The sequence below is a fragment of the Kribbella catacumbae DSM 19601 genome (genome assembly GCF_000372465.1).
Taxonomy (GTDB): Bacteria; Actinomycetota; Actinomycetes; order Propionibacteriales; family Kribbellaceae; genus Kribbella; species Kribbella catacumbae.
In genome coordinates, this window is sequence record NZ_AQUZ01000002.1 from 322,828 (window position 1) to 337,375 (window position 14,548).

General features: G+C 68.3%; 15 protein-coding genes. 8 read left to right on the forward strand and 7 right to left on the reverse strand.

Annotated elements, in window-relative coordinates:
• Positions 1 to 107: 107 nt before the first annotated feature.
• The 3 genes from A3ES_RS0103740 to A3ES_RS0103750 are packed head-to-tail and all read left to right on the forward strand — an operon-like array spanning position 108 to position 3,609.
• Positions 108 to 1,196 (forward strand): thiamine pyrophosphate-dependent enzyme, encoded by a 1,089-nt coding sequence (locus A3ES_RS0103740; protein ID WP_020385438.1) that lies wholly within the window; start codon positions 108 to 110, stop codon positions 1,194 to 1,196.
• Between the two features lie 2 nt (positions 1,197 to 1,198).
• Complete coding sequence (locus A3ES_RS0103745; protein ID WP_020385439.1) at positions 1,199 to 2,185, forward strand: alpha-ketoacid dehydrogenase subunit beta; 987 nt, start codon at positions 1,199 to 1,201, stop codon at positions 2,183 to 2,185.
• Positions 2,182 to 3,609: a dihydrolipoamide acetyltransferase family protein gene (locus A3ES_RS0103750; RefSeq protein WP_020385440.1), complete on the forward strand. Its 1,428-nt coding sequence runs from the start codon at positions 2,182 to 2,184 to the stop codon at positions 3,607 to 3,609. The genes A3ES_RS0103745 and A3ES_RS0103750 overlap by 4 nt, the downstream gene beginning before the upstream one ends.
• Before the next feature lie 116 nt (positions 3,610 to 3,725).
• On the opposite strand, the gene A3ES_RS0103755 is transcribed toward A3ES_RS0103750, so the two are convergent.
• Entirely contained in the window at positions 3,726 to 4,433 is a 708-nt protein-coding gene (locus A3ES_RS0103755) for a TetR/AcrR family transcriptional regulator C-terminal domain-containing protein (protein WP_020385441.1), read from the reverse strand.
• 362 nt (positions 4,434 to 4,795) lie between these two features.
• Between A3ES_RS0103755 and A3ES_RS0103760 the strand changes: the two genes are divergently transcribed.
• On the forward strand, positions 4,796 to 5,728 hold the full coding sequence (locus tag A3ES_RS0103760) for a superantigen-like protein SSL4 (RefSeq protein WP_237744842.1): 933 nt from the start codon (positions 4,796 to 4,798) through the stop codon (positions 5,726 to 5,728).
• A 96-nt stretch (positions 5,729 to 5,824) separates the two neighbouring features.
• On the opposite strand, the gene A3ES_RS55910 is transcribed toward A3ES_RS0103760, so the two are convergent.
• Positions 5,825 to 6,028 (reverse strand): hypothetical protein, encoded by a 204-nt coding sequence (locus A3ES_RS55910; protein WP_237744843.1) that lies wholly within the window; start codon positions 6,026 to 6,028, stop codon positions 5,825 to 5,827.
• Positions 6,029 to 6,047: 19 nt separating this feature from the next.
• On the opposite strand from A3ES_RS55910, the gene A3ES_RS55915 reads away from it, so the two are divergent.
• Positions 6,048 to 6,464 carry a class F sortase gene (locus tag A3ES_RS55915; protein ID WP_237744844.1) on the forward strand — a complete coding sequence of 139 codons (417 nt, stop codon included), beginning with the start codon at positions 6,048 to 6,050 and terminating at the stop codon, positions 6,462 to 6,464.
• Positions 6,465 to 6,692: 228 nt separating this feature from the next.
• Here A3ES_RS55915 and A3ES_RS0103770 read toward each other — a convergent pair whose 3' ends face one another.
• Positions 6,693 to 7,490 (reverse strand): S1 family peptidase, encoded by a 798-nt coding sequence (locus A3ES_RS0103770; RefSeq protein ID WP_020385445.1) that lies wholly within the window; start codon positions 7,488 to 7,490, stop codon positions 6,693 to 6,695.
• A gap of 313 nt (positions 7,491 to 7,803) precedes the next feature.
• Positions 7,804 to 8,988, reverse strand: coding sequence for an MFS transporter (locus tag A3ES_RS0103775; RefSeq protein ID WP_020385446.1), 1,185 nt, complete (start codon positions 8,986 to 8,988; stop codon positions 7,804 to 7,806).
• Positions 8,989 to 9,154: 166 nt separating this feature from the next.
• On the opposite strand from A3ES_RS0103775, the gene A3ES_RS0103780 reads away from it, so the two are divergent.
• Positions 9,155 to 9,610, forward strand: coding sequence for a MarR family winged helix-turn-helix transcriptional regulator (locus A3ES_RS0103780; protein ID WP_020385447.1), 456 nt, complete (start codon positions 9,155 to 9,157; stop codon positions 9,608 to 9,610).
• On the opposite strand, the gene A3ES_RS0103785 is transcribed toward A3ES_RS0103780, so the two are convergent.
• Positions 9,557 to 9,958: a MerR family transcriptional regulator gene (locus A3ES_RS0103785; RefSeq protein WP_020385448.1), complete on the reverse strand. Its 402-nt coding sequence runs from the start codon at positions 9,956 to 9,958 to the stop codon at positions 9,557 to 9,559. The two genes, A3ES_RS0103780 and A3ES_RS0103785, sit on opposite strands and share 54 nt — an antisense overlap.
• Positions 9,959 to 10,076: 118 nt before the next feature.
• Between A3ES_RS0103785 and A3ES_RS0103790 the strand changes: the two genes are divergently transcribed.
• A complete protein-coding gene (locus A3ES_RS0103790; protein WP_020385449.1) occupies positions 10,077 to 11,342 on the forward strand; it encodes a DUF1800 domain-containing protein in 1,266 nt (421 codons plus the stop codon).
• Between the two features lie 8 nt (positions 11,343 to 11,350).
• Positions 11,351 to 12,601 (forward strand): DUF1501 domain-containing protein, encoded by a 1,251-nt coding sequence (locus A3ES_RS0103795; protein WP_020385450.1) that lies wholly within the window; start codon positions 11,351 to 11,353, stop codon positions 12,599 to 12,601.
• Here the strand turns inward: A3ES_RS0103795 and A3ES_RS0103800 are convergent.
• A complete protein-coding gene (locus A3ES_RS0103800; protein WP_020385451.1) occupies positions 12,591 to 13,886 on the reverse strand; it encodes a sensor histidine kinase in 1,296 nt (431 codons plus the stop codon). The genes A3ES_RS0103795 and A3ES_RS0103800 overlap by 11 nt on opposite strands.
• Positions 13,883 to 14,545, reverse strand: a complete 663-nt coding sequence (locus tag A3ES_RS0103805; RefSeq protein WP_020385452.1) for a response regulator transcription factor — start codon at positions 14,543 to 14,545, stop codon at positions 13,883 to 13,885. Before A3ES_RS0103805 ends, A3ES_RS0103800 begins: the two co-directional genes overlap by 4 nt.
• Between the last annotated feature and the right edge of the window lie 3 nt (positions 14,546 to 14,548).

Consider the following 14,548-nt stretch of genomic DNA (forward strand, 5'->3'; position numbering starts at 1 on the left):
GGGTTGGCCAGATGTTGCCGATCGTCCTGGGATTTTCCCAGCTATGGATCCGAATGGCTACAAGTATGACGATGAGGCATCCGTCCGTCTTCCGTACAGGAGGGTCCATGACTACCGTCGAGGAGCGTTTGCTCCCCTCCGCCGAACCAGTCCAGCTCATCGACGAGCACGGCGGCCGGCACGACAACCCGCAGTACGGGATGCCGGCGCCGGAGGCTCTTGTCGACGGCTACGCACAGTTGGTCGTGGGCCGCAGGATCAACGACCAGGCCAGCGCGCTCGTCCGGCAGGGCCGGCTCGCGGTCTATCCGTCGTCGCACGGCCAGGAGGCCTGCCAGGTCGCCGCCACCATGGTGCTCGGCGAGCAGGACTGGCTGTTCCCGACGTACCGGGACACCGTGTCGATCGTCAGCCGGGGCGTCGACCCGATCGAGACGCTCACGCTGCTGCGCGGCGACTGGCACTCCGGCTACGACCCGTACGAGCACAACGTGGCGCCGCAGGCGACGCCGCTGGCGACCCAGCTGGTGCACGCCGTCGGAGTCGCGCACGCCGCGCGGCTCAAGGGCGAGGACACCGTTGTGATGGCACTCTGCGGGGACGGCGCGACGAGCGAGGGCGACTTCCACGAGGCGCTGAACTTCGCCGCCGTGTTCAAGGCGCCGGTGGTGTTCTTCATCCAGAACAACGAGTACGCGATCTCCGTCCCGCTCGCGCGGCAGACGGTCGCGCCATCCCTTGCCCACAAGGGCATCGGGTACGGCGTACCGGGAGAGCGGGCCGATGGCAACGACCTTGCCGGGCTGCTCGCAGTACTGGGTGCCGCGGTCGGCAGGGCTCGGGCTGGTGAGGGGCCGCAGTTGGTCGAGGCACACACGTATCGGGTGCAGGCGCACACGAACGCCGACGACGCGACCCGCTACCGCAACGACTCGGAGGTCACTCCGTGGTTGGAGCGCGATCCGCTGAAGCGGCTGGACGCTTACCTGTCGGCTGAAGGACTGCTTGACGACGTACGGCGGAGCGAAGCGGCGGCCGCGGCCGACAAGGTCGCAGAGGAGTTGCGGGTGGGGTTGATGCAGGAGGTGTCGCCGGATCCGGCCGAGCTGTTCGCGCATCTGTACGCGACGCCGACGCCGCAGTTGAAGGAGCAGGCCGCTTTCCTGCAGGACGAGTTGTCGCGAGAGGAGGCCTAACCATGCCGCACGAGAAGCTCTCCATGGCGCAGGGGCTGAACCAGGCTTTGCGGGACGCGATGCGGGCCGACGACACCGTGCTGATGTTCGGCGAGGATGTCGGCGCGCTCGGCGGGGTGTTCCGGATCACCGACGGGCTGACCGCGGAGTTCGGCGAGGATCGTTGCTTCGACACCCCGTTGGCCGAGGCCGGCATCGTCGGGATGGCGGTCGGGATGGCGATGAACGGGATGCGGCCGGTCGTCGAGATGCAGTTCGACGCGTTCGGCTACCCGGCCTTCGAGCAGGTCGTGAGCCACGTGGCGAAGATGCGGAACCGGACCCGCGGCAAGATCACCCTGCCGATGGTGATCCGGATGCCGTACGCCGGTGGCATCGGCGGGGTCGAGCACCACTGTGACTCGTCCGAGTCGTACTACGCGCACACCCCGGGCCTTACGGTCGTTGCCCCGGCCACCGTTTCCGACGCGTACACATTGTTGCGCAGGGCAATCGAGTTCCCGGACCCGGTGATCTTCATGGAGCCCAAGAAGCTCTACTGGGCCAAGGAAGAGGTCGACCTGAGCGTCGAGGAGCCGGGGATCGGGAAGGCCGTCGTACGGCGTGATGGCGGTGACGCGACACTGATCGCGTACGGGCCGGCGGTGCCGATCGCGATGGAGGCTGCCGAGGCGGCTGCCGCCGAAGGTCGCCAGCTGCAGGTGGTTGATCTGCGGTCGATCGTTCCCTTCGATGACGAGACGGTTTGCGCGGCTGTTCGGAGTACCGGGCGGGCTGTTGTGGTTGCTGAAGCCAGTGGGTTTGCGAGTGTGTCCTCGGAGATCGTTGCCCGGGTCACCGAAAGGTGCTTCCACTCGCTGGCGGCGCCGATCCGGCGGGTGACCGGGTTCGACATCCCGTACCCGCCGCCGAAGCTGGAGCGGCACCAACTGCCTGGCGTCGACCGGATCCTCGACGCGGTCGACACCCTGCAGTGGGAGGACTCGTGAGCGGCACCCAGACCTTCCTGCTGCCCGACCTCGGCGAAGGGCTGACCGAGGCTGAGATCGTGCGCTGGCTGGTCGCGGTCGGCGACGTGGTCGCGGTCGACGCCCCCGTCGCGGAGGTCGAGACGGCGAAGTCGATCGTCGAGGTGCCGTCCCCGTACGCCGGCGTCGTCGCCGAACTCCACGGCCCCGAAGGCACCACCATCGACGTCGGCAAGCCGCTGATCACCATCGGGATCCTCTCCCCGTCCGCGGAAACCTACCGAGAAGAAGAAAAAGCAGGCTCCGGCAACGTCCTGATCGGCTACGGCACCCCCGAAGGCGCCACCTCCGGCCGCCGCCGCAAACCCCGCACGCCTACCACCGCACACCGGCTCCCAGCGGAGCCCAGTCGCGCGACTACGCCGCGTTCCTCCGCAACAGCGCTAGGCGCTTCCGTGCCGGCCGTGCCGGCCGTGCCGGACACTGCCGCTTCCCCGGCCGCGCCGGGCAGCTCCGCACACGCCAGCTCCGCACACGCCAGCGCCGCCGCGGCTGCGCCGCAGGCGCGTGTTCCTTTGGTGATTTCGCCGTTGGTTCGGCGGATGGCTCGAGATGGTGGGGTGGATCTTCGGCAGGTGGATGGATCTGGGGCGGGCGGGCTGATTGTTCGCCGGGATGTGGAGGCTGCTCTCTCGGCGAAGGCTGAGAAGCCTGTGGTGGTTGAGGAAACTGCTGACTCGCGGACCGGGCTGGTGGAGTTGCGGCGGGTTCCGATGAGTGGGTTCCGGAAGGCTGTGGCGGCTACTTTGAGCCGGAGCCGGCGGGAGATTCCGGAGGCTACGACCTGGGTGGACGTGGATGCGACCGCCCTGCTCGAGCTGCGCGAGTCGTTGCGGTCAGCAACGGATCCCGGACCGGGCCTGCTCGCGCTGATGGCGCGGTTCGTGGTCGCCGGGTTGAAGAAGCACCCGGAGCTCAACGGCTTCGTCGACACCGCGCGTGAAGAACTGGTCCAGTACGACGGCGTCAACCTCGGCCTAGCGGCACAGACCGAGCGCGGCCTCGTCGTACCGGCTGTCGCCGACGCGCACCTGCTCACCGCGCGCGGCCTCGACGCGGAGATCCGCCGGCTGACGACAGCAGCGCGCGACGGCCGGCTGACGGCTCACGAGCTGGCGTGTGGGTCGTTCACGCTGAACAACTACGGCAGCTTCGGCGTCGACGGCAGCGCGGCGATCATCAACCACCCCCAGGTCGCGATCCTCGGCGTCGGCCGGATCATCGATCGCCCCTGGGTCGTCGACGGCGAGCTCGCGATCCGCAAACTCACCCAGCTCTCCCTCGTCTTCGACCACCGCGTCTGCGACGGCGGCACCGCGGCCGCCTTCCTCCGCTTCGTGGCCGACGCCTTCGAATCGCCGGCCAAGATCCTGGCCGACCTCTGAGGCGTTGTACCTAACGACAGGAAGTAGTCCCTCTACGGCGACCGGCCGCCGCCTCTCTGAGCGTGCCGCCCCGCCGAACGGCCGACTACTTCCTGTCGTTAGGTACAGCAACCCGCTCAGGAGAGCTGGCGGGGGCGGAGGCCGATGAGGATGGCGCGGAGGCCGGTGAGAAAGCGGGCCTCGGGGCCGGCCAGGTCTTCGCGGCTGAGATAGGCGGCGAGGGTGGCGGCGCCCACGCCCAGCTGATCGCCCGCAGCGGTGGACCATTCGCGCTCGCCCAGCCCGCTTCGGCGTACCGTCGCGGTCCAGGCGGCGTCGGTGACCGCGGCGCCGACGACGTAGTGGATGACCGCTGACACCGCCGCGTCCAGATGGACTCCCTTGAAGCCCGCAGCGCTCAGGATCGTCAGCACACGCTCCGCATAAGCCTGGTAGTTCGGCCCCAGCCCGGCATGACTGGCCAGCAACTGAGCCGCCCACTGATGCTCAGCCAGTACTTCGTACGCCGCCCGCGCGAGCGTCGTCAGTTGATCGCGCCAGTCGCCCTCATCGGCGGGCGCCAGTGCTCCGGCGAGCACCGAGTCGACCGCCAGCTCGAGCAGATCGTTCTTGTTCGCCACTCGCCAGTAGAGCGCCGACGTCGCCGCGGTACCGAGCTCCGCGGCCATCCTCCGCATCGAGAGCTTCTCCAGCCCGTCCCGGTCGAGCATCTCGATCGCGGTCCGGACGATGTCTTCCCGGCTCAGCGGCGCCCGCGTCTCACCCGGCTCGGCCCGCAACCAGACCGATCCGAGCACCGTCTTCTCATCCGCCTCGCGTGCCATTCGCGAAAGCCTACTGATACGGCGTTCCAGAACGAAATACAGCGTATTAGTTGCCTCGGTCAACTGGTGGTCACGTCCAGATTCAGCACCGTTCCGACTACCCAGCGCGCTCGAAGACGCGGATGTGCGTTTCGTTATCTGAAGGCCCGGCGAGCCGCGGCCCGATGGCTTGCCTTCGACAACGAATGCCCACCAGAATGCCGAGGGCAGGTCACTGGGGGCGGCTCTGGCGTAGTTGGCCGGACCGGACGGGGACGCACGACACATCGCAAGCCCGTCCTTTCGGACAGGCATGACCAGTGGAGAAAAAGAGTCCTGTGAACGAGGAAGCGAAGTCGGAGCGCCCTGGTGCGCTCAAGGCAATGAGTTCCAGGGGTGCGGCGCTGCTCGGCGGTGCCGGTGCCATCGCGCTGGCGCTGGGTGGGCTCACCGTGGCGCTCGCACCGTCGGCCTCGGCCGACGGGATCCTGAAGCCCGGCAACCCGACCTGCGCCGAGCTGATCCCTGGCTCGCAGGAGATCAAGTTCGACCCGCCGAACGCCGGCGTGAAGTCCGAGAACGGCGTCACGGTCACGATGGCGGTCCGCACGCTGCTCGTCGACGACCCGGCGCACGCCGGTGACCAGACCGGTAGCCAGGTCATCGACTTCACCGCCGTCGGTGGAACCGTGCTCGGCGTGATCGTCAAGGGCGGTCCGGTCGCGAACTTCTACGACTACCGCCCGGGCGGCGTCCTGCTCGGTACGTCGCTGCACACGCCGGTGAACGAGGGAAACAAGAACCTTCCGTTCTACGGCCTGAGCCACGTCAACTTCTGCTACGGCAAGCCGACCACGCCGACGCCGACTCCCACCGAGACGCCGACCGAGACGCCGACGGTGACTCCTTCGGAGACGCCGAGCGAGACGCCGTCGGAGACGCCTTCCGAGACGCCGAGCGAGACCCCGTCGGAAACGCCTTCCGAGACGCCGAGCGAGACGCCGAGCGAGACCCCGTCGGTGACTCCTTCGGACACCCCGAGCGTCACGCCGTCGGACACCCCTTCGGAATCCCCGAGCGGAACGCCTTCGGAGACCCCGACCGTCAGCCCGTCGGGTACGCCGAGCGAGAGCACGCCTCCGGTAGTCGTGCCGACCGAGGTTGATGCCGGTCTGTCCAGCCCGGAACTGTCGAGCACTTCGGCCAGCTCCAGCCACCAGGGAGTCTGGGGCGGAGTACTGCTGGCCTTCGGTGCCATCCTGCTGGCCGCAGGTGTACTGAAGTCCCTGAAGCGTCGTGGAACCCACGCCGCCTGACACGCCTGGTAGGCGTCGCCGCCAGGGCCGCTCCCGTTCACCTCGGTGGACGGCAGCGATCCTGGCGGCCGGCGCCGCGCTGGTCCTGTTCGGCGGTTACGTGCAGTTCAGGGGTGACTCCTCGGTCGCCGACCAGAGCGGCCAGACCCAGCCCCAAAGCCCGACTGCGACGGCTCGATCCTCGAGGCCGGCTCCAGCGGTGAAGCCGGCGCCATCAACCACCCGCACGCCGACCGGTACACCGACGAAGAGCGCCAGCGAATCATCCGCGCCGAAGACGACACCGGCCAAGCGCCCCAAGTCGGGCACTCCCGTGCGGGTGTCAGTCCCGAGCCTCGGCATCTCGGCCCGCGTGCTCGGCATCCGCGCCAGGGGTGGCGCGTTGATCCCGCCGTCCAACCCCCGCCTCGTCGGCTGGTGGTCCGAAGGTGCTCGTCCTGGAGCGACGAGGGGCTCGGCGATCATCACCGGCCACACCGTGCACAACGGTGGAGGCGCCTTCGACGACCTCGAACAGCTCCGGGCCGGTGACACGGTCACGGTGACAACCGGCAAAGGCGCGATCAAGTACTCGGTCGTGGGTGTCGCGGTCTACCGCAAGGGGGCGCTGGCCAAGCAGGCCGCTCGCCTCTTCGACCAAGGGGTGTCCGGTCGACTGGTCCTGGTCACGTGCGAGGACTGGGACGGCAGCAAGTACCTGAGCAACGCAGTCGTCATCGCCAAGCCGGTGGGCTGACCACGAGGTTGCTTCAGGCAAGCAACTTCGACTGACCCGCCATGAGGCTGCTGCAGGCAAGCCCACATCTGGTGGGCTTGAACACAAACTGGTGGGCTTGAACAGCGCAGACCTTGTTCAGGGCCGCCGTTTCATGTCCAAGCCCACCAGATGTGGGCTTGTCGCGGGAGCGGTTGCGGGCATGAGAATGGCCGGCCCAGGTGCGGCCGGCCATCCACGGTGGTGGAGCTAGTTGTTGATCTGGGTGGTCAGTGCCGCGGCGTACGAGGCGACCTCGGCGTACACGCCCGGGTTGCCGGCGTCGGCGCAGCCGATGCCCCAGGAGACGACACCGAAGAGCCGGCCGTTCAGGACCAGCGGGCCGCCGGAGTCGCCCTGGCAGGAGTCCTTGCCGCCGGCCTTGTAACCGGCGCAGATCTCGCCGTTCGCGACGTAGTCATAGCTCGCGTAGACGCTACGGCAGTACGCGTCGCCGAGGACTGGGACGACAACCTTCTGCAGGCGGTTCGCCGGGCCGGTGCCCTCGGTCTCGCCGTACCCGTAGGTGGTCGGCCGCGCGCCGACGGCGTCCGCTGCGCGGCTGGTCTCCAGCGGCAGGGTGGCGACGCCGGTGAACGGAGTGGCCAGGGTCAGGACGGCGACGTCGTGTCCGGCGGCCCGGCCGTACAGCGGGTCCTTCCAGATCTTGGAGATCTTCGAGGTCTTGCCGCCGGTGGTCGAGTTCAGGTTGTCGCGGCCCTGGATCGCCGTGTAGGTGCTCATCGCCTGCCCCATGCAGTGCGCGGCGGTGACGATCTTGTTCGCCTTGACCAGCGTGGCGCCGCAGTACTGGCCGACGGGGGAGGACGAGCGGCTGTTGTTCAGCGCGATCATCCAGGGGACCTGTGCGGTGCTGGCGGTGGTGCCGCCGACGATGTTGGTACCGGGCGGTGGGGTTCGCGCTTCGGCGGGGGCGAGCGCGCCGGCCGATGCGACGGCGACCACGGCGGCGGCGAGCACTGCGCGGAACTTGAACTTTCCTGTCATGCCTCACACTCCAGGTAATCAGTCGGGCCGCGCTGGGCGGGGCGGCCGTATGCGGAGAAGAGTTGTCCGAACACGGTGGGTAGCGCAAGCGATTGCTTGGGCACATCTGTGACGGCGCAGTGCTGTGTCACAGACCTAAGTCGCGCGGTGAGCAACTCGGACCGACGAAACCGGCGGGCTGACGGCGAAAACTCAGTGTCATGACTGAAAAGCCTCGCGAATCCAGCCGAATCAACCGAGGGCTGACGTTCAAGGGGGTGGCTTATGACGTGGGGACCGCGCGGTCGGCCGGTTCTACGCGTCCTGCTGAGAATCAGACAGTGGTGAGGACAGGTTCGGGACGTACGCCGGTACGCCGCCGCCGGTCCAGCAGGCCGGAGGTCAGGGCGACTGCGAGGCCTGCTGTGGCAAGGGTCGCGCCGACCCAGTTGGGGGCGGTGTAGCCGAGGCCGTGTTCGATGGTGAGGCCGCCGAGGTAAGCGCCGACCGCGTTGCCGAGGTTGAAGGCGGCGATGTTCGCCGCGGACGCGAGCGCCGGTGCGCCGGCCGCCTTGTCCATCACTCGCTTCTGCAGCGGCGCCACGGTCGCGAAGCCGGCCGCACCGAACAGCGCGATCGTCACCGCGGACAGTACTCGTCCGTGGGCGGTGAAAACGAAGGCCACCAGGACGACGGCGAGCAGCGCCAGGATCGCGTACAGGCTGGGCATCAACGAGCGATCGGCCGCCTTGCCGCCGAGCAGGTTGCCCACCACCAGACCGCCGCCGAACAGCACGAGCAGCCAGGTGACGGCACCAGACGAGAAGCCGGCCACCTCGGACATCATCGGCGCGATGTAGGTGAAGGATGCGAACACCCCGGCGAAACCGAGCGCCGTCATCGCCAGCGCAAGCCAGACCTGCAGGTTGCGGAAGACCGCCAGCTCGCTGCGCAGCCCGGGGCCTTCGCTGACGCTCTGCCGCGGGACCAGGAACAGGATGCCGAGCAGCCCGATCACGCCGAGCACGGTGACCGCCCAGAAGGTGGACCGCCAGCCGAACTGCTGCCCGAGCGCCGTGCCACCCGGTACGCCGAAGACGTTCGCGACGGTCAGCCCGGTGAACATCAGCGCGATCGCACTGGCCTGTTTCGCCTTCGGCACCAGGGATGCGGCGACCACGGAGCCGACGCCGAAGAACGCGCCGTGCGATAGCGCCGCCACGATCCGCCCGGTCATCAGTACGCCGTACGTCGGGGCGAGCGCGGAGATCAGGTTGCCGACGATGAAGACGCCCATCAGCGTGAGCAGCACGGTCTTGCGGGAGATCTTGGACCCGATCGCGGTCAGCAGTGGGGCGCCGACGACGACGCCGAGGGCGTAACCGGAGATCAGCAGACCGGCGGACGGGATGCTGACGCCGAAGTCGGTGGCGACTTCGGGCAGCAGGCCCATGATGACGAACTCGGTGGTGCCGATCCCGAAGGCACCGATGGCCAGCGCTAGTAACGCGGCAGGCATGACTGGATTTCTCCTCGAAGGTAGTCTTGTGGCTGTTACCGGCGTCCGCGATAGTTGCACACGCGGGCTATTGCATGAGCTTCATGCTGCCTCACGCAACGGTATTGTTCAAGTTGAGGACCTGCTCGGGGCGGTGGGGCGGGGAAGGAATTAAGGAGGAGGGGCTGTGGGACTACCGGATGACGCCGCTGAGGCGCGGGCTCAGGGCTGGCGGACGCTCGCCGCTCTGCATGCCCGGATCGAGGACGAGCTGGAGCGCGCGCTGCAGAAGCAGCACGGGCTGTCGGTGAGCGAGTACTCCGTGCTCGACGTGCTGGCCCGGCAGGACGAGCACCACCTGCGGATGAACCAGCTGTCGAACGCGGTCGTGCTCAGTCAGTCGGCGACCACGCGGCTGGTGAATCGGCTCGAGGACCGCAAGCTGCTGGAGCGCTACCTGTGCCCGACGGATCGCCGGGGCATCTACACGGAGGTCACCCAGGCCGGCCGTGAGTTGCTCGCCCAGGCCGAGCCGACGCACGACGAAGTACTGACTGCCGCGTTGCAGAAGGCGTCGGAGTTCCCGGAGCTAGCTCCGCTCGTCGACGCCCTGGCCCAGCTCGCCCTGCCCGCGAAGGTCTAACACCGCATCCAGGTACTCCGCGACCGCGTCGCGGTTGCGGGCCAGGCAGTCGATTCGCGCGGTCATCCGGTCGCGCTCACGCTCGAGCGTCGCGATCATCTCCGGGTCCGCGTCCTCGACGTGGATCGCTCGTGGCTTGTCGAGGCAGGGCAGGATCTGCTTGATGATCCGCGTCGGCAGCCCCGCATCGAGCAACCCGCGAACCTGCACCACCCGATCGATGGTCCCCTCGGTGTAGCTGCGGTAGCCGTTGGCGGACCGCTCCGACGCGATCAGCTCCTGCTCCTCGTAGTACCGCAGCAGCCTCCGCGGCGTACCGGTCCGCTCCGACAGTTCACCGATTCGCACGGTCGCCTCCAGTCTCACATCGATGTGATGGTTCGAGCATACGAAACTCCCTGTGGGTTGACTGAAGATGTCCGGCCGATCCTGGTCTGGTGGGAGTCCGCTGGCCAGGATCGGGGGTATGGGTGAGATCAGTGAACGAGCTGCCGTCAGGCGGCTGTACGACCGGTTCGGGTTCGGGCCTGAGCCGGGGGCGGTGGATGCCGGGTTCGACGCGGCGGTCGTGCGGTTGTTCGGTACTGCGGCCGAGGCGGGGGCGCCGCCGCCCGCACTGACAGAGCTGCCGATGGCGGCCAAGGGCGACAAGGAAGCCAAGAAGGCGGCGAACAAAGGCCGGGCTGGGCAGGAGTTGGCGCTCGCGACCTGGTGGCTGGACCGGATGGTGGCCGGGGAGCGTGCGACCGAACGGCTGACCTGGTTCTGGCATGGGCACTTCGCGACGAGTAGTCAGAAGGTGCGGAGCCCGCGGTCGATGCTGGCGCAGAACCAGCTCTTCCGGGCCAACGCCCGCGGCAGCTTCACCGAACTCGCGCACGCGATGATCGTGGACGCCGCGATGATCCGCTGGCTCGACGCCAACGACAACCGCAAGGGATCGCCCAACGAGAATCTGGCCCGGGAGTTCCTGGAGCTCTTCACGCTCGGCATCGGTCAGTACACCGAGGTCGACGTCTTCGAAGCCGCTCGCGCGCTCACCGGCTGGACCGTACGGCGGACTTCGGCGGAGGCCAGGTTCGTCCCGAAGCGCTACGACTCGGACCCGAAGACCATCTTCGGCAAGACCGGTGACTTCGACGCGAAGGCCTTCGCCGACCTGGCTTTGGCGAAGCCGGAGTCCGCTGCCTTCGTGGTCGGGCGGCTCTGGTTCCGGCTCGTCTCGCCGACGCCGCCGTCGGCGCAAACGCTGGCGCGGCTGGTTGCGGCGTACGGGAGCAAGCGGGACATCCAGGCGGTGCTGAAGGCGATCGTGGCCGAGCCGGCCTTTCGGGATACCTCCTCGGCGATGGTGAAGCAGCCAGTCGAATGGGCTGTCGGCCTGATGCGGGCGCTCAACGTGCGGCCGGCGAAGTTCGACGACAAGACGCGGCTGAAGGTGCTCGCTGGGCTTCGGGGAATGGGCCAGGTGCCGTTCCGTCCGCCGAGCGTCGGCGGGTGGCCGTCTGGCGCGAGCTGGCTGACCACCTCTGCCGGGGTGGCACGGTTGCAGCTCGCACAGCTCTTGGTCAAGCAGGCTCAGCTGGAGAAGTTGAGCGTGGACGGCGTACGGGTGCTGCTTGGGGTGGACGCGTGGTCGGCGCGGACGAAGGATGCCCTGGCCGGTTTGACCGATCCTGCGCAGTTGACCGCGGTGGCGGCCTGCGCGCCCGAATACGTAGTGAGCGGTTGAGGAGGATCATGGACAACCTGACCCGACGCCGGTTCCTGACCATGAGCGGAGCCACCGCGGCCGGAGCCCTCGCCGTCGGCGCGACCCAGGTGAGCTGGTCGGACCTGATGGGCGCGGCAGTCGAGAATCCCTTGCAGAGCGAGGATTCCGTGCTGGTGGTGGTCACCCTGTACGGCGGCAACGACGGATTGAACACCGTCGTACCGGCCGGCGATCCGGAGTACCAGAAGGCGCGGCCTGACCTGGCGTACGAGCAGAACGAAGTACTGGATCTGGGCGACGGGCTCGGCCTCAACCCCGGACTCAAAGGGCTGAAGGGGTTGTGGGACGACAAGGCGCTGGCGATCGTGCGCGGGGTCGGCTATCCGCAGCCGGACCGGAGCCATTTCCGGTCGATGGCGATCTGGCAGACCGCGGCGCCGAAGTCGCCCGTGCCGACAGGATGGCTGGGACGTTGGCTCGACGCGACCGGTGCCGACCCGCTGCACGCCGTGTCGGTGGAGCCGACGCTGCCGCCGTTGCTGGCAGGGGCGACGACGGCGGCAGCGTCACTACCCGTTCGTGGGTTGAAACTTCCTTCAGGCAAAGTCGGTACTGCGTTCGCCGCATTGGGCAAGCCGAGTCCCGGTGAGGAGCACTGGCAAGCGCAGGCGGCGAAGTCGCTGGGCGATCTCCAGAACGCGGTGCGAGTGCTCGGCGGTGCGGTGCATGACCAGGACGAGCGCGACGACGACGAGGATGAGCAGAAGACCAAGGGCGCCTCGGCCGGTGGCGGGTCTCAGCTCGGCGCGCAACTCGACCTCGTGGCCGGTCTGGTCGAGGCGGGCGTACCGACCCGGGCGTACTCCGTTTCGCTGGGCGGGTTCGACACACATGCGGACGAGCGAGGGACCCAGGAACGGTTGCTGGCTGAGCTCGACGGTGCGCTGACGCCTTTTGTGCAAAGGATGCGGAAGAGCGATCGCGGCCGGCAGGTCGTCGTACTCGTGTACTCCGAGTTCGGGCGGCGGGTGCACGCGAATGGGAGTGACGGCACCGACCACGGGACGGCCGGCCCACTGTTCATGCTGGGCGACAAGGTGCAGGGCGGGTTCTACGGAGCGCAGCCGAGCCTCACCGACCTGGCGAATGGCGATCTGGTCGCGACAACTGACTTCCGGGATGTCTACGGCACGGTACTGCGCGGCGTACTGGGTGCCGACGGGGAACGGATCCTTGACGGCCACACCGGGAACATCGATGGACTGCTCAAGGTTTGACGGCCGGCAGCGTCAGCAGGAAGGCGGCGCCGGGTTTGCCATCGGGGCGGTCGATCGCGATCAGATCGCCGCAGTGGGCGCGGGCGAAACCTCGGGCGATCGGGAGCCCGAGACCCGAGCCACGACTGCGCTCGCCATGGACGAGCCGCTGGAAGATGCGTTCCCGATCCTCCGGCGGGATGCCGGGACCGTTGTCCTGGACAACAATCTGACCGTTGCTGAGCGCAACTTCGATCACTCCGCTGTCACCGGTGGCGTTGCGGGCGTTGTCGAGCAGGTTGGCGAGGATCTGGGTGAGCCGGTCGCGATCGGCCTGAACCTCGAGATCCGGGCCGATGACCGTGACCACGTGGCCGGGGGAGACCAGGCGGAGGCGATCGACCTGGGTCTGGACGAGATGCTTCAGCAGGACGGGTTCGCGACGCAGTACGAGGCCGGCGTCGATCCGGGCCAGTTCGAGCAGGTCGGCGACCAGGGTGCCGGCGCGGCGGGATTCTCGGACCAGCAGGAGTTCGAGTTCCTCGCGGCGTTCGGCGGGGGCGCCGGGGCCGAGCTGGAGGAGGGTTTCGGCGGCGGTCTGCAGGCCGGTGACCGGCGTCCGGAGTTCGTGGGCAGCGTCGGCGACGAACTGGCGCATGTACTGCTCCGCGCCACGGGCCGTCCGTTCGGCGCCTTCGAGTGAGTCGAGCATCTCGTCGAAGGCGGCGGCGGTCCGGCCGAGTTCGGTGTCGCTGCGGGTTGGTTGCAGGCGGCCACCACGTCGGCCTGCGGCAATCGAGCGAGCCAGTGAGGTCATCGCGTCGAGAGGAGCCAGCGCGACGCGCATGCCGAGGACCAGTGCGATGGCGGTGATGAGCAGGGCAGCGGCACCCGCGATGAACAGAACGCGTTGCAGGGTTCGGCTTGCGTCCTCCAGCAACGCGGTGTCGGCGGACAGGAGCAAGGTCGCGCCGCGAGTGCGTTGACCGGCGGCGAGGGTGGCCTTGACCTGCCGGATGTCGCCGGTGGGCTCGACGGCTGGTGCGCCGAACTGCTGACCGTTGCGAAGGATCAGGGTGACTCTGATGCCGTCGGCATCGATTCGGCGGACAAGGTTGGCGGGGGCAACGTTTTGCCGGGCGAGCTGCTGGGCGAGCTGGGCGCGGCCGTTGAGCAAGGTGCTGAGGTTGCGCTCGGATTGTGCGTCGAAGATCGCCTTCACTGCCAGGCCCGTGATGGGAAGCACGATCAGCAGGACGAGCAGCGCGGTGATCGTCACGCGTCGCCGCAAGGACAGGGTGTTCACGGCGTACTCCGCAAGGTGTAGCCGGCGCCGCGAACGGTGTGGAGCAGCGGCGGTGTGCCGAGTTTGCGGCGGAGCGCGCTGACGTGGACCTCGACCAGGTTCGCGGAATAGTCGTCGTACCCCCACACCGCGGCCAGGAGTTGCGTCTTGCCGACCACCTTGTCCCGGCGGCCGGCCAGGAAGATCAGCAGCTTCAGCTCGGTCGCCGTCAGGTCGAGCGTCCGCCCACCGCGGCTCGCCGAGCTGGCCTCCACGTCGATCACCAGGTCGTCGATCTCCAGTACGGGCCGCAGCCGGCCCATGCGACGCAGTACGGCCTCGACCCGGGCGATCAGTTCGGCGAGCACGAACGGCTTGACCACGTAGTCGTCGGCGCCGGTTCGTAGCCCGTGCAGCCGGTCCTCGACGGCGTCCCGAGCCGTGAGCAGCACGATCCCGGCATTCGAGACCTTGCGCACGACCGCCAGCAGGGTGAACCCGTCGCGCCCGGGCAGCATCACGTCGAGCAGGACGAGGTCGGGACGGAACTCCGCGAGGTCGCGTTCGAGCGTGTCGCCGTCGGCGCGGGTCAGCACCTCGCAGCCGGCCTCTTCCAGGGCGATCCCGACGGCGGTCCGGATCGCCTCCGCGTCCTCGACCACGAGGACTCTCGCCACCATCCG

What these genes read in the sequence shown, in the direction of transcription:
- A3ES_RS0103740 (WP_020385438.1), top strand. Translation starts at nt 108, where the DNA reads ATGACTACCGTCGAGGAGCGTTTGCTCCCCTCCGCCGAACCAGTCCAG.
- A3ES_RS0103745 (WP_020385439.1), top strand. Translation starts at nt 1,199, where the DNA reads ATGCCGCACGAGAAGCTCTCCATGGCGCAGGGGCTGAACCAGGCTTTG.
- A3ES_RS0103755 (WP_020385441.1), bottom strand. Translation starts at nt 4,433, where the DNA reads ATGGCACGCGAGGCGGATGAGAAGACGGTGCTCGGATCGGTCTGGTTG.
- A3ES_RS0103760 (WP_237744842.1), top strand. Translation starts at nt 4,796, where the DNA reads ATGAGTTCCAGGGGTGCGGCGCTGCTCGGCGGTGCCGGTGCCATCGCG.
- A3ES_RS0103770 (WP_020385445.1), bottom strand. Translation starts at nt 7,490, where the DNA reads ATGACAGGAAAGTTCAAGTTCCGCGCAGTGCTCGCCGCCGCCGTGGTC.
- A3ES_RS0103775 (WP_020385446.1), bottom strand. Translation starts at nt 8,988, where the DNA reads ATGCCTGCCGCGTTACTAGCGCTGGCCATCGGTGCCTTCGGGATCGGC.
- A3ES_RS0103790 (WP_020385449.1), top strand. Translation starts at nt 10,077, where the DNA reads ATGGGTGAGATCAGTGAACGAGCTGCCGTCAGGCGGCTGTACGACCGG.
- A3ES_RS0103795 (WP_020385450.1), top strand. Translation starts at nt 11,351, where the DNA reads ATGGACAACCTGACCCGACGCCGGTTCCTGACCATGAGCGGAGCCACC.
- A3ES_RS0103805 (WP_020385452.1), bottom strand. Translation starts at nt 14,545, where the DNA reads ATGGTGGCGAGAGTCCTCGTGGTCGAGGACGCGGAGGCGATCCGGACC.